This window comes from Lentzea tibetensis, assembly GCF_007845675.1.
Taxonomy (GTDB): Bacteria; Actinomycetota; Actinomycetes; order Mycobacteriales; family Pseudonocardiaceae; genus Lentzea; species Lentzea tibetensis.
The window spans coordinates 21,565-42,347 of sequence record NZ_VOBR01000016.1 but is presented as its reverse complement, the minus strand read 5'-3'; the positions used below and the strand labels follow the sequence as shown (position 1 = coordinate 42,347).

Here is a 20,783-nt window from a genome sequence, read left to right as displayed (position 1 = left end):
CGCTGCGCGGCGTCCGCTACGACGGCGGCGTGTTCCCGTCGGCGGTGGTCGTCGAGGTCCCCGCCGACACCCGCTCCGTGTCGGTGGGCCTGAAGTCCGGTTCGCTGGACCTGCCCCGGCTGGGCAGGGTGGACCTCAAGGCGCTGGAGTCGTCGGTGTCGATCCCCCTCGACTTCTGAACGAGCACGGCGGCCATCGCGAGCCAGCTCACGACGAGCGCGGTCAGCCCGGTCCAGCCCCACGCGCCGAACGCGGCGCTGCCGGTGGTGCCGAGGACGCTGCTGCCGACGTAGAACCCGCACAGGTAGAGCCCGGACGCCTGGCCGCGTGCGTGCCGCGGGGCGCGGCTGCCGACCCAGCCGCTGGCGGTGGCGTGGGCGGCGAAGAAGCCGCCGGTGAAGATCGCCAGGCCGAGCGGGACCAGCGGGATGGTCACCAGTGCGCCCACCGCCGTGATGCCGAGGCACACGAGGAGCACCCGGCCCCGCCCGTGGCGGTCGGCGAGCCTGCCCGCCGTCGCGGACGCGATGCCACCCACCGCGTAGACGACGAAGACGAGCGACGACAGCCAGCTCGGGAGTGCCGCGAGGCGGAAGCCGATCACGTTGTAGAGCGAGATGAACGAGCCGACCGCCAGCACCGCCACGCCGTAGAGGCACAGGAGAGCTGGGTCGGATAACGCCGCTTTCAGTCCTGAGCCCCCGGAATTGTCGGTGCTGCCTGGGATAATTGGATCTGGGGGACCCCCAGGGCGGGGACCCCTGCGAAGCATTCCCAGGCGAGCCGCGCGAGGCGACACCGAGCGGTCCGAACCCAAGCGGCCCGATCCACTGCGGTCCAATTCAGGCCGTGGCAGCAGGAAGGCCACGACGCACGCGCACAACAGGCCGAACACGGCGGCCGCCCCGAGCGCCCCGCGCCATCCGAGCCAGTCGGCGGTGGTCCCGGCGAGCAGCCGCCCGAGCATCCCGCCCGCGCTGTTGCCCGCGATCATCGCGCCGACGGCGCCGCCGAGGTTGTCCCGCATCTCGTCCGCGAGGAACGCCATCGCGGCAGCGGGCACGCCGGCGACCGCGGCACCTTGCAGGACCCGCAGCACCAGGAACGTCGAGTAGTCCGGCGCGAACGGCAGCAGCAGAGCGAGCACCGCCGCGGCGAGCACGGACACGAGGATCACCGGCCGCCGCCCGACCCGTTCCGACAACGCAGCGACCGGCACGACCACCACCGCCAGCGCCCCGGTCGCAGCGCTCACGGCAAGCGAAGCGCCACCCGGTTCCAGCCCGTACTCGGCAGCGATCTGGGGCAGCACGGGCTGCGGCGCGTACAGCAACGCGAAGCTCGCGAGCCCGGCCGCGGCAACGGACACGGTCAACCTGGTGGACACACTTCGACGCTAAGCCATACGTCCAATACGGCCAGGCGGCACAATCAATCCATGAGTGAATCGCCCAAGCTCACGCAAGAGTCCCCGCCCAGGGGGTCCCCTGATTCCATTCTCCCAGCTGACACCGACAATTCCGCGACTTTGGCACCCAAATTGGCCGTACTCGGCGCGCTCGCCCAGGACGAACACCTGACCCGCGCCGCGGAACGAGCCGGAGTTCCGCAGCCCACCGCGAGCCGCTGGCTGACCGATCTCAGCGAGGAGCTGGGCACGCCGATCCTCGTCAGGGACGGCCGCCGGATCCGCCTCACCCGAGCGGGCAAGCTGCTCGCCGAAGCCGCCGAGCGGTCGATGAACGCGCTCGAAGCCGGCCTGCGGCAGGTCGAGGAGGAGGTGGACCCGGAACGGGGACGCGTCGTGCTCGGGTTCCTGCACATGCTGGGCCGCTCGGTGGTCCCCGAGCTGGTGCGCGGCTTCCGCCAGGAGCACCCGCACGTCCGCTTCGGGCTCGTCCAGAACTCCCGCCAGGCCGTCACGGAGCTGCTCGCCCGAGGCGAGGTCGACCTGGCGCTCGTCGCGCCACCGCCGGAGGGCGATGAGTTCGAGAGCCGGGTGGTGTTCGAGCAGGAGCTGATCGTGATCGTCCCGTCGACGCACCGGCTGGCGGGAAGCACCCAGGTGCGGCTCGAGGAGCTCGCCGGGGACGACTTCATCGTGCTGGAGCACGGCTACGGCCTGCGCCAGATCCACGACGAGCTGTGCGCGCGAGCGGGGTTCACGCCGAAGATCGCGTTCGAGAGCCAGGAGATCGAGACGGTGCGCGGCCTCGTCGCGGCGGGGCTCGGCGTGGCGCTGCTGACGCACGCCGAGCTGACACCGCCGCAGGGGCTCGTCGAGCTACCGCTGACGCCCCGGACGAGCAGGCGGTTCGGCCTCGCGTGGCGCAGGGACCACCCGCTGCCGCCGGCCGTCCGGAACTTCCGCGACTACGCCTTGCGCGCGTAGTCCTCGACGAGTTCGACGAGCGTGCGGGCGCCGAAGCCGGTGGCGCCGGGCACGACCTCGTCGTAGTTCTTCTCCGAACGCGCCGGGCCCGCGATGTCCAGGTGCACCCACGGCAGGCCGCCCGCGAACTTCTCCAGGAACAGCGCGGCGGTGATGCCGCCCGGTCCCGGCGGGCACTGGCGGTAGTCCGCGATCTCGCTGTGGACGGCGTCCGCGTGCTCCTCCAGCAGCGGCATCCGCCACCAGCGCTCGCCGGCGCGCTCACCCGCGGCGATCACGTCGGTCGCCAGCGAGTCCGTGTTGGTGAACAGGCCGCCGGTGCGCAGGCCGAGCGTGACCTTCATGGCGCCGGTCAGCGTGGCGACGTCCACCAGCAGGTCCGGCGACAGCTTCGTCACCGCGTACGCCATGGCGTCGGCCAGGACCATGCGGCCCTCGGCGTCGGTGTTCACGACCTCGGTCGTCGCGCCGCCGTAGTGGCGCACGACGTCACCGGGGCGGTAGGCGGTGCCGGAGACGTGGTTCTCGGCGCACGGCACCAGGGTGGTCACCCGGACCGGCAGGCCGCGGCGCGCGATGGCCATCAGCGCGGAGATCACAGCGGCGCCACCGGCCATGTCCGTGCGCATGAGGTGCATGCCGTCGGCGGGCTTCACCGAGATGCCGCCGGTGTCGAACGTGATGCCCTTGCCGACCAGCACGACGTGCGGCACGTTCTTCGCCGACGCGTTCCAGCTCAGCTCGAGGAACCTGGGCGGGCGGCTGGATCCGCCGCCGACCGCGAGCACACCGCCGAAGCCCTGCTCGGCCAGCCACTTCTCGTCGCGCACGACGGCCGTGACGCCCGTCACCTTCTCGGCGAGCTTCGCGCCGGTCGACGCGAGCCACTTGGGGTCCTTGACGTTGGACGGCGTGTTCGCGAGGTCGCGGGTCAGCGCGGTGGCCGTCGCGAGCGCGTGGGCCTTCAGCGCGGACGCGGCGAGCACGTCCTCGATGCCCTGGTCCGCGACGACGAGACGCAGCGTGCGCACCTGGGGCTTGGCGTCCTCACCGGTCACGCGGAACCGGTAGCCGCCGAGCGCGGCACCGAGCACGAAAGCGCGCAGCGCGTCGGCGTCGATGTCGGTCAGCAGGACGTCCGCGGTCTTGGGCGCGGTGTCGCCGGTGAGCGCTCGCACGAGGCTCGCACCAGCGATCTTCCAGTCGCCGATGGTGCCGGCACCGATGCCGAGCACCCACAGATCGGGGTCCGCCTGCCGCACGGTCTCCCCGGCTTTGCCGGTGACGCCGGTCAGGTCGGCGGACTGCGCGCCCGGACCGAGTTCGGGGCCGGTGGCGGCTAGCACCACCCGAGTGACGCCGTCGCGCGGGGCGGAAGCAACCTCCACGTCCACGAGCTTGGTGGGCACGGTGGGTACCGGCGTGCGCACGGCGGCCTCCTTCGAAGGCGTTTCACTGCGTAACACTTCAATCGGGTCACATTCTGCGTTACGAGGTCCGCCAACGAAGCGATGCCCCGGTCTCCACTGTGGAAACCGGGGCTCGTGCTCAGCTGGGAGGCCTCAGCCGGCGGCGGCCTTCAACGCGTCGCCCAGAGCGCTGGCCTCGTCTGCCGACATCTCGACGACAAGGCGCCCACCACCCTCGAGCGGCACGCGCATGACAATGCCGCGTCCCTCCTTGGTGACCTCGAGGGGACCGTCGCCGGTCCGGGGCTTCATGGCCGCCATCGCGTGCTCCCTCCGTCAACATCTTCCCCGCCCGGCCAGGCCGGACCGACGCCATTCTCCCCTATCGCGACTCAGCAGCGAAACCGAACCGATCTTTCGGCGAGTTCCTCCGTGAGAAAACGATCTTGTTTCGTCGCTGCTCATGGCCGGGATTCCCGGTGTCCTAACGCTTTCGTCGCGAATGTCTCTTGTCACCTCGTCGTGACCAATGTCCCGCGAAGTGACTCAGGCCATGACACACTTGGCGGTCGTGCGAGCCCGTTCCGCCCTGTTCGACGTCTACGGAGGCCACCTGCGCGAGCGCGGGGGTGCCGCGACGATCGCCGCCCTCGTCCGTCTGCTCGAACCGCTGGACTTCGCGGCGCCCGCTGTGCGCACCGCGGTGTCGAGAACGGTGCGGCAGGGCTGGCTGCACCCGGTGCGACTCGCGGGCGGCCCCGGATACGCCATGACTCCGCGCGGAGAACGCAGGTTGGACGAGGCGGCGGCACGCATCTACCGCACTCTGCCGTCCACCTGGGACGGTCGCTGGCACGTCGTGGTGCTCGAGGAGATGCCGGCGCGCGACTCGCGCGACCACCTCACGTCCTCCCTACAACTGCTGGGGTACGGAGCACTGGGCCCAGTGACGTGGATCGCACCCCGCCCGTCGCCGGAACTGCCGGACGTGCTCGCCGCCGAAGAAGTGGCGGCACGAACTTTTCACGGTTCACACGACGGCAAGGACACCGAGCTGGCCGCGCGGGCCTGGGACCTGGACTCTCTCGGCGAGGACTACGCGCAGTTCGTCGCGACCTGGGAACCAGCCGTGTCTGTTGTGGACGGATCAGCACCACCGGACGCGTTCGCGGCGTCACAGCGCCTGCTGCACGCGTGGCGCAAGTTCCTGTTCCGCGATCCGGGTTTGCCTGCTGAACTGTTGCCGGACGGCTGGCCGGGCCACGCGGCAGCGGTGTTCTTCGACGAGCACACCCGCAGACTCGCACCGGCGGTGACGAGATTCGTCGACGAGTGCCTTGACCGACCGATCCGCGACGTTTCGACAGCTTGATGGAGGTCCACCCCGTGCCTGAACTGCTCATCGAGGACGCTGACGGTGTTCGCACGCTCACGTTCAACCGCCCGGACTCGTTCAACGCGTTCACCATCGCGCTGAAGGAGCAGTTCCTGGCAGCACTGCAGGACGCTTCGGCGGACCCGTCGGTGCGCGCCGTGGTGCTGACCGGCGCGGGCAGGGCGTTCTGCGCGGGCCAGGACCTCAAGGAACACATCGCACTGCTCGAGGCGGGCGACCCGTCCCCGCTGAACACCGTTGAGGTGCATTACAACCCGATGGTCCGCGCCCTGATCGGCATGCCGAAGCCGGTGATCGCAGCCGTCAACGGCTCCGCCGCGGGCGCGGGCGCTTCCCTGGCCTACGCCAGCGACCTGCGCATCGCGGGCGCGTCCGCCAAGTTCCTGATGGCTTTCGCCAACGTGGGCCTGACCGCGGACTCCGGCGCCTCGTGGACGCTGCCGCGCCTGATCGGCCACGGCCGCGCCATGGAGATGATGCTGCTGGCGCAGCCGGTGGGTGCCGAGGAAGCCCTGCGCGTGGGCATGGTCAACCAGGTCGTGCCCGACGAGGAGCTCCTCTCCACGGCCCACGCACTGGCGTCCCGGCTGGCAGCCGGTCCGACCACCGCCTACGCCAAGATCAAGGAAGCGCTGGCCGCCGCCGCTGACGGCACCCTCGAGGACGCGCTGGACGCCGAGGCCCGCACCCAGGCGGACGCCGGGCGCACAGAGGACCACCGCGAGGCGGTGGAGGCGTTCGTGGCGAAGCGCCGCCCCAAGTTCATCGGCCGCTGATCGGCCTCTTGGCCTGATCGCGGTGTGCGGAGAGCCCCGGTTGGCAATTGCCGCCGGGGTTCTCCGCTGTTCGGGGCGCTCCGACTTCGAGCAACACGCACGGATTCGCCGACGACGTGGGCGTGTCGAGGTGCCGGTGTCGTCGCAGCCTCGCGCAGGCGTCCCCCGCACGTGAGAACTCCCCGAAATCATGCTCCCAGCCAGCACCGACAATCCCCGGCCCGCAGCAACGCCACCCCTCAAACCCCGCAGATTCCAAGGCCCGCCACACCCCCACCGACACGAGCACAGCGGGCGCCATCATCAATCGCAGCAGGTCAAAGCTCGTGAGTGATTAGGCGTGCCATAGGCCTCCTAATCACTCACGACCCCTGACCTGCCAACCTGACGAAGACCTACTAGGGAGCACGGCCCAAACAGCGGGCATCAAGCGAGCACCCACCCAACCGGCAGGTGCCAAGAGAGCACAGCGAAAACCGGCAGGTACCAAGGGAGCACCGACCAAACCGGCAGATGCCAAAAGAAAGGAGCGCCCGCCGCACTGCCAACCCCCGCACTGCCCAACGGGCGCGGCCCCCGAGCCCAAACCGGCGGCCGAATGATCCCAAGCATCCGAAGGGCCAGGGTGGGGAGGTCCTCGCTGATCAGGCGCAGCCTTGCCACCCCACACCAGAAACCTCAACCCTGCGCCCGAAAACAGCCAGCGATGTGATCATCAACCATCCCAGTGGCCTGCATCAACGCATAACAGGTGGTAGGCCCCAAAAAGGTAAACCCACGCCGCTTCAACTCCTTGGCCATAGCCTTGGACTCGAGGGTAACCGCAGGCACATCAGCAATGGTCACAGGCCGCACATGCAACGATGGCGCAAACGACCACAACAACTCATCAAGGTCAACGTCAAGCCCCAGTATCACCTGAGCGTTGCGCACAGCAGCATTGATCTTGGCCCGATTCCGCACAATCCCCGCATCGCCGAGCAGCCGCGCAACATCGGCATCCCCGTACCCGGCAACCACCTCAGGCTCGAACCCGGCAAACGCGCGCCGAAAGTTCTCCCGCTTCCGCAAGATCGTGATCCACGACAACCCGGACTGGAACGACTCGAGGCACATCCGCTCGTACAACTCGGCGACCCCGTGCAACGGCACGCCCCACTCGTTGTCGTGGTAGGCGATGTAGTCAGGAGTGGACTCACCCCAGGGACAACGAACGATCACCGATACCCCTCCGCGAACCGGGCGAACCGCCTCAACGAGTACCGCAGCCCGGCCAGGAACACCGGCCGCACCACGGGAAAGAAGAACGGCACGGAAAGCCGCTCTGACCACACGAACGAGGATCCGCGCACCGCGAAGTCCCCCGTGCCGCGCACCACTCGTCCGAGATGCAGAACGGAGACGACGTGCGGTGGGTCCCACCGGGTGATCCGCATGCGGTCCCGGACCCCGTAGGTCACGGCGACCAACTCGGACCCCACAGAAGACCCGGTCCCCGACACAACGGACACGGATGTGCCGAGCATCCACTCGGACTGCCGCTTCCAGTCGGTCATGGCCGCGAAGATGGCCGCGGGAGGCGCGGCCACGTCCACCGAGAGCGTCAGCTCAGCTGTGCTCACGGGAGGCCTCGCGGGAGTCCTCGAGCTCGGCGACGCGGGCGCGCAGGGTGTCCAGCTCGTCGGCGAGCCGCAGCAGGACCCAGTCGACCTCGCTCATCTTGTAGCCGCGCAGGACCTGCTGGAACTTGAGCACGCGCACGTCGTCGGACGTGATGTCCTCGGCCGGTAGGCGCGTCGGCGAGGCGCCGGGCGGCAGCGGAGCCAGTTCCTCGCCTCGGCCGAACACCAGCGAGGCGAGCAGGAACACCACGGCCGCCACGAGCACCATGATGATCAAGTAGATCAGGGCGGTGGTCACCTGACGATCGTGGCACAGCTCAGGCAGCGGCGAGCGAGGACACCGAGCCAGATGAGGATCACCAGGGAGATCGCGCTGGCGATCGTCACCGGCGGGGACAGCAGCAGCATGCGGACGTCGACGTGCCAGGTGGCCGCCATGATCGCGACCTGGCCGGTCATCACCGCCGCCACCGAGCACAGGGCGAGGCCGCTGGCCAGCTTGCCCATCGTGGCGCTGTGCGTCCTGCCCCGGCACAGGTACCGGCCGACGAGCAGGGCGGCGAAGGCGACGCCCGCCGCGACGATGCCGGTCATGTCGTTGACCTTCGCGAGCCACAGGTACCAGGCGGGCGGCGCGTCCATGTGCGGGTCCCACGCGCCGATGAAGAACCAGCGGTTGAGCTCCCACATCACGTGCATCAGCGGCAGGACGACCGCGATCGTCACCAGCGTCCGCGTGCCGGCCGACACGGCGAGCTCCGCCTGGTAGGCCCGCGCGATCGTGCCGACCGGGCCGAACTCCTCGATCGCACGGCGTTCGGCCGCGGACGACGACAGGCCGCTCTCCAGGTGGGCCTCGACGGCGTCGACCAGGCTGTCGCGGGTCTCGGTCAGCAGGTCGTCCTTCGCCGCTCGCGGGCCGCGCAGCCTGCCGTCGAGATCGGCCACGTATCTGTCGATCACACCTGCTTCCACTTGCCACCCCCGAGTACGCCGTCGATCACGCTGGTGAACTCGCGCCACGCCGACCGCTCGGCCGACAGCGCCCGCTGGCCCGACGACGTGAGCCGGTACGTGCGGCGCTGGCGCCCGCCGACCGTGCTCCAGTCGCTGGAGACGTGCCCCGCCCGTTCGAGCCGCCGCAGTGCCGGGTAGACCGTGCCGGTCGGCAGGTCCAGCACTCCCCCGCTGCCCTGCTGCAGCGCCTCGATGATCGCGTAACCGTGCAGCTGCCTGCCGTCGAGCGTGGCGAGCAGCAACGCGTCGAGGTGTCCGCGCAGCGCGTCCGGCTTCATAGGTAGCGACCTTACTGATGAACGGGCTCCGGGGAGCCCTGAGATATCCCTGATATCGCCCCGAAAACAGCTTGACGTAGCCAGCCTACATATAACGTCGCTACCTATGGACACCTTGGACCTGGCGCGGCTCCAGTTCGCCGTGACGACGTCGTTCCACTTCCTGTTCGTGCTGCTCACGCTGGGCCTGGTGACGCTGATCGTGGTGATGCAGACCAGGTTCACGCTGACCAGAGCGCCCGTGCACGAACGGATGACGAAGTTCTGGGGCCGCATCTACGTCATCAACTACGCGCTCGGCATCGTCACCGGCGTCGTGATGGAGTTCCAGTTCGGTCTGAACTGGAGCGGGCTCGCGAGCTACGCGGGCGACGTGTTCGGCGCGCCGCTGGCACTGGAGACGCTGGTCGCGTTCTTCCTGGAGTCCACGTTCCTCGGTCTGTGGATCTTCGGCTGGGGACGGTTGAACCGCTGGGTGCACCTCGCACTGATCTGGCTGACCGCGCTGACCGCGTACGCGTCGGCGTTCTGGATCATGGCGGCCAACGGTTTCCTGCAGCACCCGGTCGGCTACGAGGAGCGCGACGGCGTGCTGCGGCTGGTCGACTTCGGTGCGCTGCTGACCAATCCGACGTTCGGCACCGCGTTGACGCACGTCGTCTTCGCGGCGCTGACGACCGGCGGCGTGTTCGTCACGGGCGTGAGCGCCTACCACTTCATCAAGTGCACCGGGGAAGTCGAGTTCTTCCGCCGTTCGCTGCGGCTCGGTGTCGTCGTGACGGCGGTGGCGACGCCGTTCCTGATCGGCGCGGGGTTCGGGCAGTTCCCGATCATCGGGACCTACCAGCCGCACAAGGAGGACGCGGCGCCGTGGCTCGGCGTGCCGCTCGGGTTCATGATCCTCATCGGCATGTCGCTGCTGCTGGCCAGCTGGGCGGCCGTGCCGCTGCTGTTCCGCGACTGGGTCATCCGAATGCGCTTTCCGTTGTACCTCATGGTGATCGGCATCCCGCTGCCGTTCTGCGCGGCGATCTTCGGCTGGTTGTTCCGCGAGATCGGGCGGCAGCCGTGGCTCGTGTACGGGTTGCTGCGCACCGAGGACGCCGTGTCGCACGTGAGCGCGGCGAGCATGACCACTTCGCTGGTCGTGTTCTCGTCGATGTTCCTGCTGCTCGCCGTCACCGACTGGGCGCTCATCGCGCGTGCTGTCCGAAGTGGACCGGAGACGACGCCGCGGCCGATCGCGCCGCTCGTCGTGTCGCTCTAGGGGGATTGTCGTGGAAACGCTCTGGCTCGCCCTGCTGACGGTGCTCGTCATGGGGTACTTCGCACTGGCGGGGTTCGACTACGGGACGGGCCTGCTGCTGCCGTTCGTCCGGCGCGCTGAGGCGATGCGCAGGATGACGCCGTTCTTCCTGGGCAACGAGGTGTGGCTCGTCGCGTCGGTCGGCGTGCTGTTCGCCGCTTTCCCGCGCCTGGAAGGGGAACTGCTCTCCGGTGCGCACCAGGTGTTCACGCTGGTGCTCGGCGGGCTGGTGCTGTTCATGGCGTCCGTCCAACTGCGACTGTGGCACGGCCTGGTGTTCGCGGGCGCGTTGATGGTGTCGTGCGGCTGGGGGCTGTTCGTCGCGCACCTGTCCGGCACGCCGTGGTTCATCTGGGTCGTGGTCATGCCGATGCTGTTCGCCTTGCACGGCTGGGCTTTCCAGACACGTCGCAGGCCTGCTTTCCTGCTCACCGCGCTCGCCTGCGCGCTGCCCGTGCCGATCGCGTTCAGCTCGCACTCGGTCGCCGGGCTGATGGCGCACCCGGACACGCTCGCGATGCTCAGCTGGGTCGCGATCCCGATCCTGCCGCTGGTGGTGATCCTGCAGTGGTCGATCGTCGCCATCTCGTCGCGCTGATCCCGATCCCGCTACTCGTTCTCGCACAGGCGGAACTGCTCGCGCGGGTGCTCACCGGGAACGGCGGAGTCGCGCTGCTCGCACTCGTGGTCGCGGCGCGGGCCGGGGTGATCTGGCTGAACCGGTACCTGGGTCAGCGCGCGGCCGCGGCCACGACAGTCCGGCTGCGCATGCGGTTCCTCCGCTCGCCAGGTTCGCGGGCGGGCGAGGTGGCGACGCTGGTGACTCGCGGCGTCGACGCGGTCGAGCCGTACGTCGCCGGCTACCTGCCGCAGATGGTGCTGGCCGCGCTGGTGCCGGTCGCGGTGATCGTGCGGCTGGCCTTCGCCGACGTGACGGCGGCGCTGACGATCGCGGTGACGCTGCCGCTGGTGCCGGTGTTCGCCGCCCTGGTGGGTGCGCACACGCGGGACCGGACCAAGACGCAGTTGGACGCCTTGTCCGCACTGGGCGGCCATTTCCTCGACGTGGTCAAGGGAATCGGCACGCTGCGCGCGTTCGGGCGGGCCGAGGCGCAGTCGGTGACCGTGCGGCAACTGGCCGACCAGCACGTGTCCGCGACCATGAGCACGCTGCGGGTGGCGTTCCTCTCCGCGCTGGTGCTGGAGCTGGTCGCAACGCTGTCCGTGGCGATGGTGGCCGTGCCGGTGGGGCTGCGCCTGCTGGACGGTGGCGTCGCCCTGCACACCGCGCTGCTGGTGCTGTTGCTCGCACCCGAGGCCTACCTGCCGCTGCGCGCGGCAGGCGCCCAGTTCCACGCTTCGGCGGAGGGCAAGGCCGTGCTGGACCAGGTGCCCGACCTGCCGTCGGACACCGGTTGCCCGGCACCGGACCTGCTCGGCGCGGAGATCGTGTTCGAGTCGGTGACCGTGCGGTCGTTGCGGGACTTCACCTTGCGCATCGCACCGGGCGAACGGGTCGCGCTCGTCGGGCCGAGCGGCGCCGGGAAGAGCACGGTGCTCGGGCTGCTGCTCGGGTTCGTCCGTCCGGATTCCGGACGCGTGCTCGTCGGCGGCGTCGACCTCCGCGACGTGGACCAGGCGGAGTGGTTGCGCCGGGTGGCGTGGATGCCGCAACGGCCGACTGTGGTCCCCCAGGACCTCTCGTCGGGCGAACGGCAGCAGGTGGCCCTCAACCGTGCCCTGGCCAGGGAGGACGCGGGCCTGTTCCTGCTCGACGAACCCACGGCCAGGCTGGATCCGGAGACGGAGGCGAAGGTGTTGCGGGACTGCCGGGGTTTCCTCCGCGGCCGGACGACCGTGCTGGTCGCGCACCGGCCCGCGCTGCTCGACGAGGTGGACCGCGTGGTGCGGATCGAGGCGGCGGCATGAGGGTCGGCGCCACGAGAATCGGGCTCGCCGTCGTCGTCGGCGCGCTCGCCGAGCTCTCCGGTGTCGCGCTCACCGCCACCGCGACGTGGCTGATCATGCGCGCCGCCGAGCAGCCGCCCATGGCGGCGCTGACCGTGGCGATCGTCGCGGTGCGCGCGCTGGCCATGGCGCGCGGCGGCCTGCGCTACGCCGAGCGCCTCACCGGCCACAGCGCCGTGCTCCGGCACGCCGTCGAGCTGCGCGGCCGCGTGTACGACTCGTTGCTGCGCCGCAAGAACATCCCGTCCGGCGACGCGCTCACCCAACTCGTGTCCGATGTGGACAAGAAGCTGGACGTGCTGCTGCGCTGCCTGATCCCGGCCTCCGTGGCTGGCCTGGTGAGCCTGGTGGCGATCGCCGTGGCGACCTCCTGGCCGCTCACCATCGGCCTGCTGCTCACCGGTGTCGCACTCCCCCTCGTCTCGGCCGCACTGGCGAGGAGGCGACTCAGCACATGCGCACCACTGCGCGCGCGGCTGGCCGACCACGCGGTGTTCCTCGTGCACGGCCGCGAAGAACTGGTCGCGTTCGACCTGCTCGACGACGAGCTCGCCAAGGCCGGCCGCATCGCGAAGACCTTGGCGAGCAAGGAACGCACCGCCGACCTGACCGCGCTGGCGATACTCGTCCAGTTCGGCACCGCACTCCTGATGCTGACCCAGGGCGACCCCGCGTGGCTGGTGCTGGGCGCGATCGCGGCCTTCGAGGTGACACTCCCGCTGACAACGCTCGCGCAGGCGTCCCCCCTCGGGGACCCCGCGGTGGGGTGGGGGAGAGACGAGCTCCCCACTCCAATCATCTCAGCCGGCACCGACAATTCCGGGCCGCGAGTGCATCTTGCAGGCAAGATCAACTCAGCAACAGCGGTGCCGCTCGCGGGCAGGATCGCGATAGTCGGACCCACCGGCGCGGGCAAGACGACGATGCTCAACGCGATCGCCAGGCAGCTGGAGCCGTGCCGCGGCGCCCTGGCAGACGCGCACGTCTTCAACACGACCGTCCGCGCGAACGTACTGCTCGCCAAACCCGACGCGACACAGGAGGAACTGGACCGCGCCGCCGAGATCGTCGAGCTCGACCTCGACTGGGACACCAGGGTCGGCGAACGCGGCGAGCAGATCTCCGGCGGTCAGCGCCAACGCCTGATCCTCGCGCGCACCGTGCTCGCCGACCCGGAAGTGATGCTGCTCGACGAACCCACCGAAGGACTCGATCCGAAGCAAGCGGACGCCGTGCTCGAACGAATCCTCGCCAACTGCCGGGGAACCGCGGTCGTCGTGACGCACCGGATGGAGCAGCTACGGCTGTTCGACCACGTGCATCATCGGGGGCCGGTCGGCGACGAGGACGTCCGTCGAGTCGGGCAGCCACTCGTCACTGACCTGGACGAACTGGGTCAGCGGGCCGGGTGACACGGCGACGCCGCAGCGGGCGAGAGCGGTGCCCATGATCTGCGATGACATCACGCCGAGCTGGAGCAGCGACCGGTTGCGGTGCTTGCGCACGCCGAGGTTCACCTGCGCCAGCCCGGAAAGCCCGTACCGGCGGTGCGCGTCGAGCAGCAGCCCGATCTCCACGCCGTAACCCGCGGCGAACGGAACGGATTCGAGGAACGACCGGGTCGCCGCGTACTCGCCGCCGAGCGGTTGCACGACACCGGAGAGCTCCGGGCGCAGCGTGTTCAGCAGCGGGCGCGCGACCAGCTCGGTGACGCGTCCGCCACCGGAGCTCTCCAGCCGCAACGGCCTGCGGTAGAAGCCCTTCACGAGGTGGACGTCACCGGTCAGCAGCGGGCCGAGCAGGGCGGGCACGAACGCGGGGTCCGGGTCCACCAGGTCCGAGTCGAGGAAGACGATCAGGTCGCCCGAGGTCGCGGCGAGCGAGCGCCACAGCACCTCTCCCTTGCCGGGCAACGGTTCCAGCCACGGCAGCACGTCCGTGCGCAGCACGACACGAGCACCGGCTGCCCGCGCGCGAACCACGGTCTCGTCCACCGAACCGGAGTCCATCACCACCAGTTCGTCCACAAGCGACCCGACGAACGGCTTTACCACGGAGACGACGTCGCCGACAGTGGCCTCTTCGTTCAACGCGGGCAATACCACGGAAACCGTGCGCCCGCGTTTCAGCGCGACGAGCTCCTCGACGGACCACGACGGCTGCTGCCACGTGTGCGACGCGAACCAGCGTTCGACCGAAGGCAGCATCAGGCCAGCGCCCGCACGGCCCGCGCGGGCGGCCGGGTGCCAGCGATGCTGGCGACCATCTCGACCACCTTCCTCGTCAGCCGGACGTCCGGTGTCCGGAGCACCCGCGCACCACCCCACGCCGCCAGCGACGCGAAGGCCAGCATCTCGTCCGGGCCACCGGGCGGAACGGTCACGGCTTCCCACGCCGACGAGTCTTCCTGGAGCTCCAGCGAGCCGTCGAACTCGATCAGATCGGCACCGTCCGCCACCGCGCGCAACGCCTCGTCCACCGTGTCTACCTGCGCCATTACCAGCACTCGGTCGAGTGCCAGCTCAGCCACGCGGAATCGTTTCACAGCATCCAGCGTAAACAGTGAGCTGGGTCACACCTCGTTGCTACCGGCGAGTAAGTCTCTGTTTACTCACCAGTAACAACCCTGTGTGATCTACGTCATGGTCAAGGAGGACCAGAGTGCGACGATCACTTGTTCTCACGGCAGTTTTCCTGACCTCCCTGTTCATCACCCCGGCCGCGATCGCTGCTCCGGGCCACAAAGCGAGCTACCAGACCATCGCCGGCGTCGGCGGAGCCCCGATCAAGGGTTTCGTCATCGAACCGACCGGCTGGGGCAGCGGACCCTTCCCGCTGCTCGTGATGCCTTCCAGCTGGGCGATCAACAACATCGAGTACGTCGGCGCGGCCGCGAAGCTCGCCAAGGAGTCCGGCTACGTCGTGGTGAGCTACACCAGCCGCGGCTTCTGGGACTCCGGCGGCGAGATCGACATCGCGGGCCCGGACACCGTCGGCGACGTCAGCAAGGTCATCGACTGGGCCGTCGCGAACGCCCACGCCGACGGCACGAAGGTCGGCGTCGCCGGCATCTCGTACGGCGCGGGACAGGCCCTGCTGTCCGCGGCGGCCGACCCGAGGGTCAAGGCCGTCGCCGCGCTGAGCACGTGGACCGACCTGGCCAGGTCGCTCTACCCCAACGAGACCGTCAACAAGCAGGCCGTCGAGGTCCTGCTGACCGCGGCCGACCTCACCGGACGACCCGGCCCGGTGCTGAAGGAGGCCAAGGCCGCCTACAACGCGGGCCGGTTCCACGAGGTCGTCCCGATCTCGGCGGGCCGGTCGGCCGCGTCGAAGGTCGCCCAGATCAACGCCAACGGCACCGCCGTCCTGCTCGGCAACGCCTGGAACGACGGCATCTTCGCGCCCGGCCAGGTCGCGGACTTCTACGGCCAGCTCACCGGGCCGAAGCGCCTCATGCTCTCCCCCGGTGATCACGCCACGGCGGAGCTGTTCGGCGCGGCCGGTCTCCCGAACGACATCTGGGAGTCCACCGGACGCTGGTTCAACCGGTACGTGAAGGGCGAGAGCAACGGCATCGACGCCGAACAGCCGGTCCGGCTCAAGCCGAACAACGGCGGCGCGTGGCGTTCGTACCCGTCGTGGCCCGCACCAGCGGGTGACACCGTGGCGCTCGACGGCAAGCGGATCTTCGCGGGCTGGCCGACCGTCGCGGACAGCGGCACGGTGCTGCTGAGCGGCGCGATGCAGGGGTTCTTCAACATCCCGACCGGGGTGGCCCTGCCGTTCGTCGACCGCAACGTGGCGGCCGTGTGGAACGGGCCGAGCTACCCGAACGGCGCGACCATCGCGGGCACGCCACGCCTGCAGGTCAGCGTGACGCCGAGCGCGGAGAAGACCTCGCTCTTCGCGTACCTGTACGAGGTCGGGCCGCTCGGGCTCGGCGCGCTGGTGACGCACAAGCCGTTCACGGTCACCGGTGCCGGCATCACGCGGAACCTCGACATCCCGCTGGAACCGACGCTGTGGGACGTGGCACGCGGAAACAGGCTGGTGCTCGTGGTCGACACGGTCGACCCGAGGTACCTGACCCAGAGCACGTTCGGGTCATCGGTCACCTTCGGGGCGTCCAGTCTGAAAATTCCCCGCAACTGAGGGCAACCCCCCTTGGCGGTCGTGCGTGTTGTTCACGTACGACCGCCAAGGGGAGGCGGTCCGAAGTACTTGGGGGAACACCGAAATGCGCAAGCTCACGCTCGCACTCATGGCCACCGCTGTCGCCGGTCTGGTCGCCACCACCGCACCGATCGCGTCCGCCGACGAGCCCTCGACCGGTGCACCGCAGTTGCTGCACTCGTTCGGCTACAAGAACCTCCTGCTCGGCATGTCCGGTGAGCAGGCGGTCGCGACGGGTCTGCTCAACCAGCCGTCCGCCAGCGACGACGAATGCGCCGTCTACACGCTCAAGCAGTCCGAGGGCGCCCGCGACCCGATGACCGTCGTGTTCGTGTCCAAGGAGAACGGTGTCGAGAAGATCAACGGCACCTACCCGATGAAGACCACGCGCGGCATCGGCAAGGGATCGACGTTCGACGAGCTGCTCACGGCCTACCCGAACGCGACGCAGAACCCGCAGCACAGCTGGAAGCAGGACGCCCCGGCGCCGCTCAACCCTCGTGCGCACTACGAGTTCGACGCGTCCAAGCAGCACGGCGTCTGGCAGATCCACCTGTCGCTCAACGAGACCGTCTGCGCGTTCTGATCTCCGCGTATCGCAGACTTTCCGAAGATCTCCTGGGGGGGAGAGTTCCATCATGAAGAAGTTCGCAATCGCAATCGCCGCTGTCACCGCGGGCCTGGTGGCCACCATCGCGCCGGCAGCGTCCGCCGCACCGGCTGACGTCGAGGTGTTCCCGAAGGTCCTGCACTCCTTCGGCTACGAGAACCTGCTGCTCGGCATGAACGCGCAGCAGGCGGAGGAGACCGGGCTGCTGCGGCACGTCGGCTCGTTCTTCACCTGCGAGTACTACGAGCTGGTCCCGTCCGAAGGGCCGCGCCAGCCCAACACGACGGTCACCGTGCAGAAGGACCACGGAGTCGTCCTGATCAACAGCACCACCGAGATGACGACGACGCGGGGCATCCACGAAGGCTCCACTCTCGACGAGGTGCGCAAGGCGTACCCGGACGCCAGGCCGCACCACGTGTTCCCGTGGATCTGGGTCGCGGACGCGCCGCTGAACCACGACGCGCAGTACAAGTTCAACGTGTCCAACAACGTGGTCGACCGCGTGCAGCTGCAGGACGACGCCGAGACCAACTGCTGAACCTGACAGCGGGTGTCAGGGTCCGGTGCCAGAATCTGGTGCATGCCTGATCTGACTAGGCACCAGGTCCTGGCTCACCGGATCCACGCGCACGAGCTGGACCGGCGGGTGACCAGCGCCGCCGAGCTGAGGGTGTTCGACCTGGGTGTCCAGGACAACACCGCCGGCTCGGCGGCGCTCAGCCTGTCCGCCAGGCTCGACGATCCGGACGCGAGCGGCTTCACCGTCACGTGGACCGTCCGCGGTGCGCCGCACCTGCACCGGCCGGCGGAGCTCCCCGCACTCGCGAAGGCGTTGTGGCCGTGGAGCGACGCGGACGCGCTGGCCCGCATGAGCAGGCCGAAGGTCGACACCGCGGTGGACGCGTTGCGACAGACCGCGAAGGCCATGCGCGCCATCGTGACGAAGCCGATGACCAAGGGCGAGATCAGCACCGCGCTCACCCCGAAGGCTCCGGAGCAGACGGTCGAGTGGTGCCGCGGCTGCGACACCCACCACGTCAGCGACCCGATCTTCCGGCTCGCCGCGCTGCCCGCCGGGCTGCGGATCGTCACCGGGGAGAAGACGATCACGTTCGAGCGCATCCCGAAATGGCCTGGCGTGCCTGCGAAAACGGGCGACTTCGGCGACCTGGTCGAGAAGTACCTGCGGCTGCACGGCCCGGCCGGACCGTCCGAAGTGGCCTCCTACTTCGGCACGACGGCCAAGGAGGTCAAGACGAACTGGCCCGCGCTCAGGGAAGTCACCGTCGAGGGGCGCAAGGCGTGGCTGCCCGAGGACGTCGAGATCTCGGACGAGAAGCCGAACTTCGTCCGGCTGCTCCCGCCGACCGACCCGTACCTGCAGGCGCGCGACCGGGACCTCCTGCTGCCGGACAAGGGACAGCAGAAGGACGTCTTCCGGGTGCTGGGCAGGCGCGGCGGCGTGCTGGTCGACGGTGAGATCGTCGGCTCGTGGCAGGCCAGGACGTCCGGCAAACGGCTCGACGTCACCGTCACGCCGTACCGGAAGCTGAACCTGAAGAAGCTCGAACCGGAAGCCGAACGCGCCGCGCAGGCCAAGGGGCTGGGCGACGCACGCGTTCACTGACCCTCTAGCCTTGCCGTCAGCACAGTGATCCCCGCCACCACCCAAGTTTCCTCGAGGTAGTTGATCATTGACCTCGAGGCGAGAAGGTAAAGGCCGGATTCACCCTCGAGGATTAGTTTGACAACCTCGAGGCAGTTGACCATGATGCGCCAATGGCTACGATCCGTCCGAGCAGTGAGATCCCCTGGGGCGAGGGTGTGCTCCTGCCCTGCGTCCCGGTTGACGATCACAAGCTCCAGACGGCGATGAAGGTCGCGTCACTGGTGCAGGCCGTGCTCGATCCGACCGACCTGGAAAACCCCAAGATCACCGCGAGCGACGCGCGCAAGCGCATGGCGCAACAGGTGCGGGGCAAGGTGCAGCGCAGCGTCACCGGCGCCAAGAAGTCGAACGTCATCGCCTACGGCCAGTACATCTTGGAAGGATTCCGCCGTGAACGCGAATTGTGGGACACCCCCACGATGCAGCTGTTCCGGGAGGACTCCGTCGAGCTCTTCAAGCTCCCCGACGGCAACGGTGTCGCGTTCCTGTTGAGCCCTGGGGACTTCCTCGTCAACACCGACGGCGAGACTCAGCGCATGGCCTGGGCGTGGGCGGCGGCCCGCGAACCGGAGATCAACAACGCCAAGGTCGCGGTCACGATCTCCCACGGCAGGTCGGTGTCCTGGGCTCGCCAGATCTTCCACGACTTCAACCTGCTCGGCGTGCGTCCGAACGTCGCCGTCGGCATCAGCATGGACAGCTCCGACGTGGCGACCCGCATCGCCCGCGAGCTCGAGGAACGCTCGCCGGTCCTGAAGAACCGGGTCATGCAGACCGGACGGCAGCTGGGGCAGAACAGCACGGAGCTGGTGACGATCAGCGCTCTGCGCTCGGCGGTCGTGACCACGCTCATCGGCCGGACCGGGCTCGGCCTCGGCTCGAAGCCGATCGGCGAGAAGCTCCAGGGCATTGACGAGTCCGTCTTGCTCAAGCACGTGCTCGACGTGTGGAAACCGTTGCTGGAGATGCTCATCCCGGAGTTCAACCGTCGCAACGAGACGGTGGTGAGCGCTCCGGTGATCATGGCCGGACTCGGTGTGCTGGCACACCAGACGTTGCCCAACCCACCGCGGTCGGCGTCCACGGAGCAGATCACGTCGGAGGACGTGCAGAAGCTCATCTCCCAGATCTGCTGGGACCGCTCGGCGCGAAACGAGCACGGTCAGCCCATCAGTCCCTGGGAAGGGATAGCCGGCAAGATCACCCCCACCGGGAAGTTCTCGATCGGCGGCATCAAGGAGTACGGGCACGCGGTGATCGAGGCATTGGCCGATCCCGACTCCGAGGCGGGCAAGCGCGTACGCCTTGCCGGCGACGCCGGGTAGCGACGAGGCAGAGAGGAAGACAGGCGCAGTGGGCTCCTTCCCACCCGCGCACGAACAGCCGCACGCGCTTCACCCGGATCACCCGACCTCGGTCGCCTTCTTCGACGAGGCCGGCGCCATCTCGAGTGACAGGTTCTTCGCGGTGGGACTGCTTCGTGTCGCGAACCACGCCGACCTCCTCAAGGAGGTGAAGAAGCTCCGGAAGGCGCACGGGTACCACGACGAGTTCAAGTGGGCCGGACTGACCACCAGGAACCGTCAGGCGATGGCCGACTTGATCGACCTGCTGCTCGACTCGGACGCCATCTACTCGTGCTTCGTCGCCGACCGGAGCGTCGCCGACCCCGTCGAGCGGTTCGGGGATTCCTTCCAGGCGTACGAGAAGCTGGCCACCCAGCTGCTGCACGGCAGCGTCCGCCCGCACGAACTCGTGTCGGTGCTCGCGGACCACTACTCGGCGCCGAACAACCGGTCGTTCGAGAACACCGTTCGCCGGGACTGCAACGCCCGCCTGCGGCGGCTCGCCGTGGTGTCGGTCGTGCAGGTCGACTCCGGTGCGACCGAGGGGCTCCAGCTGGTCGACGTGCTCACCGGCGCCGTCGCGTTCGGGTTCAAGGCCGACAACGGACTCGCCAGCCACGATTCGTTGAAGGGCAGGACGGCCGCCCGGCTACGCGCCCGACTCGGCGTGGAGAACTTTGCGTCCGGGCACGTCAGCACTGGTTTCAGCGTGCGCGTCTACGAGCACGACCGGTGGATCGCGAGACGCGCTGAACGCGCGTTGCGGGTGTTGTCGCGCGGCGTTCCGGTCGCTTGACACGAGCTCAGCACTCGCA

General features: G+C 69.0%; 23 protein-coding genes. 13 read left to right on the top strand and 10 right to left on the bottom strand.

The window, feature by feature from the left end; translation table 11 throughout:
- Nucleotides 1–16 precede the first annotated feature (16 nt).
- Entirely contained in the window at nucleotides 17–1,387 is a 1,371-nt protein-coding gene (locus tag FKR81_RS24425) for an MFS transporter (protein ID WP_146354760.1), read from the bottom strand.
- A 141-nt stretch (nucleotides 1,388–1,528) separates the two neighbouring features.
- Between FKR81_RS24425 and FKR81_RS24420 the strand changes: the two genes are divergently transcribed.
- Nucleotides 1,529–2,392 carry a LysR family transcriptional regulator gene (locus FKR81_RS24420; RefSeq protein ID WP_235921741.1) on the top strand — a complete coding sequence of 288 codons (864 nt, stop codon included), beginning with the start codon at nucleotides 1,529–1,531 and terminating at the stop codon, nucleotides 2,390–2,392.
- Here FKR81_RS24420 and FKR81_RS24415 read toward each other — a convergent pair.
- A complete protein-coding gene (locus FKR81_RS24415; protein ID WP_146354756.1) occupies nucleotides 2,374–3,822 on the bottom strand; it encodes a leucyl aminopeptidase family protein in 1,449 nt (482 codons plus the stop codon). The genes FKR81_RS24420 and FKR81_RS24415 overlap by 19 nt on opposite strands.
- Before the next feature lie 132 nt (nucleotides 3,823–3,954).
- On the bottom strand, nucleotides 3,955–4,122 hold the full coding sequence (locus FKR81_RS24410) for a DUF3117 domain-containing protein (protein WP_065914675.1): 168 nt from the start codon (nucleotides 4,120–4,122) through the stop codon (nucleotides 3,955–3,957).
- Between the two features lie 250 nt (nucleotides 4,123–4,372).
- Here FKR81_RS24410 and FKR81_RS24405 point away from each other — a divergent pair, with 250 nt between their 5' ends.
- Nucleotides 4,373–5,173 (top strand): PaaX family transcriptional regulator, encoded by an 801-nt coding sequence (locus FKR81_RS24405; protein ID WP_146354754.1) that lies wholly within the window; start codon nucleotides 4,373–4,375, stop codon nucleotides 5,171–5,173.
- Between the two features lie 14 nt (nucleotides 5,174–5,187).
- Complete coding sequence (locus FKR81_RS24400; RefSeq protein WP_235921740.1) at nucleotides 5,188–5,973, top strand: enoyl-CoA hydratase-related protein; 786 nt, start codon at nucleotides 5,188–5,190, stop codon at nucleotides 5,971–5,973.
- A gap of 678 nt (nucleotides 5,974–6,651) precedes the next feature.
- Here FKR81_RS24400 and FKR81_RS24395 read toward each other — a convergent pair.
- From FKR81_RS24395 to FKR81_RS24375, 5 genes are read right to left on the bottom strand one after another with little or no spacing between them, the layout of a single operon-like run.
- The gene (locus FKR81_RS24395) at nucleotides 6,652–7,191 is read right to left on the bottom strand and encodes a DNA-3-methyladenine glycosylase I (RefSeq protein ID WP_146355029.1); all 540 of its coding nucleotides are present in this window, start codon (nucleotides 7,189–7,191) and stop codon (nucleotides 6,652–6,654) included.
- Nucleotides 7,191–7,595, bottom strand: coding sequence for an SRPBCC family protein (locus tag FKR81_RS24390; RefSeq protein WP_146354750.1), 405 nt, complete (start codon nucleotides 7,593–7,595; stop codon nucleotides 7,191–7,193). Before FKR81_RS24390 ends, FKR81_RS24395 begins: the two co-directional genes overlap by 1 nt.
- On the bottom strand, nucleotides 7,582–7,893 hold the full coding sequence (locus FKR81_RS24385; protein WP_146354748.1) for a DivIVA domain-containing protein: 312 nt from the start codon (nucleotides 7,891–7,893) through the stop codon (nucleotides 7,582–7,584). The genes FKR81_RS24390 and FKR81_RS24385 overlap by 14 nt, the downstream gene beginning before the upstream one ends.
- Nucleotides 7,890–8,558 carry a permease prefix domain 1-containing protein gene (locus FKR81_RS24380; protein WP_146354746.1) on the bottom strand — a complete coding sequence of 223 codons (669 nt, stop codon included), beginning with the start codon at nucleotides 8,556–8,558 and terminating at the stop codon, nucleotides 7,890–7,892. Before FKR81_RS24380 ends, FKR81_RS24385 begins: the two co-directional genes overlap by 4 nt.
- Nucleotides 8,555–8,890 carry a PadR family transcriptional regulator gene (locus FKR81_RS24375; RefSeq protein ID WP_146354744.1) on the bottom strand — a complete coding sequence of 112 codons (336 nt, stop codon included), beginning with the start codon at nucleotides 8,888–8,890 and terminating at the stop codon, nucleotides 8,555–8,557. Before FKR81_RS24375 ends, FKR81_RS24380 begins: the two co-directional genes overlap by 4 nt.
- A gap of 106 nt (nucleotides 8,891–8,996) precedes the next feature.
- Here FKR81_RS24375 and FKR81_RS24370 point away from each other — a divergent pair, with 106 nt between their 5' ends.
- Genes FKR81_RS24370 through FKR81_RS24355 form a run of 4 tightly spaced genes read left to right on the top strand, consistent with a single transcriptional unit; the run spans nucleotide 8,997 to nucleotide 13,576 of the window.
- Nucleotides 8,997–10,157, top strand: a complete 1,161-nt coding sequence (locus tag FKR81_RS24370; RefSeq protein ID WP_146354742.1) for a cytochrome ubiquinol oxidase subunit I — start codon at nucleotides 8,997–8,999, stop codon at nucleotides 10,155–10,157.
- Between the two features lie 10 nt (nucleotides 10,158–10,167).
- Nucleotides 10,168–10,794 carry a cytochrome d ubiquinol oxidase subunit II gene (locus tag FKR81_RS24365; protein WP_146354740.1) on the top strand — a complete coding sequence of 209 codons (627 nt, stop codon included), beginning with the start codon at nucleotides 10,168–10,170 and terminating at the stop codon, nucleotides 10,792–10,794.
- A complete protein-coding gene (locus FKR81_RS24360; RefSeq protein ID WP_222598388.1) occupies nucleotides 10,764–12,125 on the top strand; it encodes an ABC transporter ATP-binding protein/permease in 1,362 nt (453 codons plus the stop codon). The genes FKR81_RS24365 and FKR81_RS24360 overlap by 31 nt, the downstream gene beginning before the upstream one ends.
- Nucleotides 12,122–13,576, top strand: coding sequence for an amino acid ABC transporter ATP-binding/permease protein (locus FKR81_RS24355; protein WP_146354738.1), 1,455 nt, complete (start codon nucleotides 12,122–12,124; stop codon nucleotides 13,574–13,576). The genes FKR81_RS24360 and FKR81_RS24355 overlap by 4 nt, the downstream gene beginning before the upstream one ends.
- Here FKR81_RS24355 and FKR81_RS24350 read toward each other — a convergent pair.
- Together FKR81_RS24350 and FKR81_RS46035 are read right to left on the bottom strand one after the other, a co-directional pair.
- Nucleotides 13,463–14,371 (bottom strand): glucosyl-3-phosphoglycerate synthase, encoded by a 909-nt coding sequence (locus FKR81_RS24350; protein WP_146354736.1) that lies wholly within the window; start codon nucleotides 14,369–14,371, stop codon nucleotides 13,463–13,465. The genes FKR81_RS24355 and FKR81_RS24350 overlap by 114 nt on opposite strands.
- Nucleotides 14,371–14,709 (bottom strand): hypothetical protein, encoded by a 339-nt coding sequence (locus FKR81_RS46035; RefSeq protein ID WP_186763148.1) that lies wholly within the window; start codon nucleotides 14,707–14,709, stop codon nucleotides 14,371–14,373. Before FKR81_RS46035 ends, FKR81_RS24350 begins: the two co-directional genes overlap by 1 nt.
- Nucleotides 14,710–14,825: 116 nt before the next feature.
- Between FKR81_RS46035 and FKR81_RS24340 the strand changes: the two genes are divergently transcribed.
- The 6 genes from FKR81_RS24340 (at nucleotide 14,826) to FKR81_RS24315 (ending at nucleotide 20,764) form a co-directional block, all read left to right on the top strand.
- On the top strand, nucleotides 14,826–16,319 hold the full coding sequence (locus FKR81_RS24340) for a CocE/NonD family hydrolase (protein WP_146354734.1): 1,494 nt from the start codon (nucleotides 14,826–14,828) through the stop codon (nucleotides 16,317–16,319).
- 85 nt (nucleotides 16,320–16,404) lie between these two features.
- On the top strand, nucleotides 16,405–16,926 hold the full coding sequence (locus tag FKR81_RS24335) for a hypothetical protein (protein ID WP_146354732.1): 522 nt from the start codon (nucleotides 16,405–16,407) through the stop codon (nucleotides 16,924–16,926).
- Nucleotides 16,927–16,978: 52 nt separating this feature from the next.
- Nucleotides 16,979–17,491 carry a hypothetical protein gene (locus FKR81_RS24330; RefSeq protein WP_146354730.1) on the top strand — a complete coding sequence of 171 codons (513 nt, stop codon included), beginning with the start codon at nucleotides 16,979–16,981 and terminating at the stop codon, nucleotides 17,489–17,491.
- A gap of 42 nt (nucleotides 17,492–17,533) precedes the next feature.
- A complete protein-coding gene (locus FKR81_RS24325; protein ID WP_146354728.1) occupies nucleotides 17,534–18,580 on the top strand; it encodes a winged helix DNA-binding domain-containing protein in 1,047 nt (348 codons plus the stop codon).
- 152 nt (nucleotides 18,581–18,732) lie between these two features.
- Complete coding sequence (locus FKR81_RS24320; protein WP_146354726.1) at nucleotides 18,733–19,947, top strand: DNA sulfur modification protein DndB; 1,215 nt, start codon at nucleotides 18,733–18,735, stop codon at nucleotides 19,945–19,947.
- A 28-nt stretch (nucleotides 19,948–19,975) separates the two neighbouring features.
- Nucleotides 19,976–20,764, top strand: coding sequence for a DUF3800 domain-containing protein (locus FKR81_RS24315; RefSeq protein ID WP_186763147.1), 789 nt, complete (start codon nucleotides 19,976–19,978; stop codon nucleotides 20,762–20,764).
- Nucleotides 20,765–20,783 lie beyond the last annotated feature (19 nt).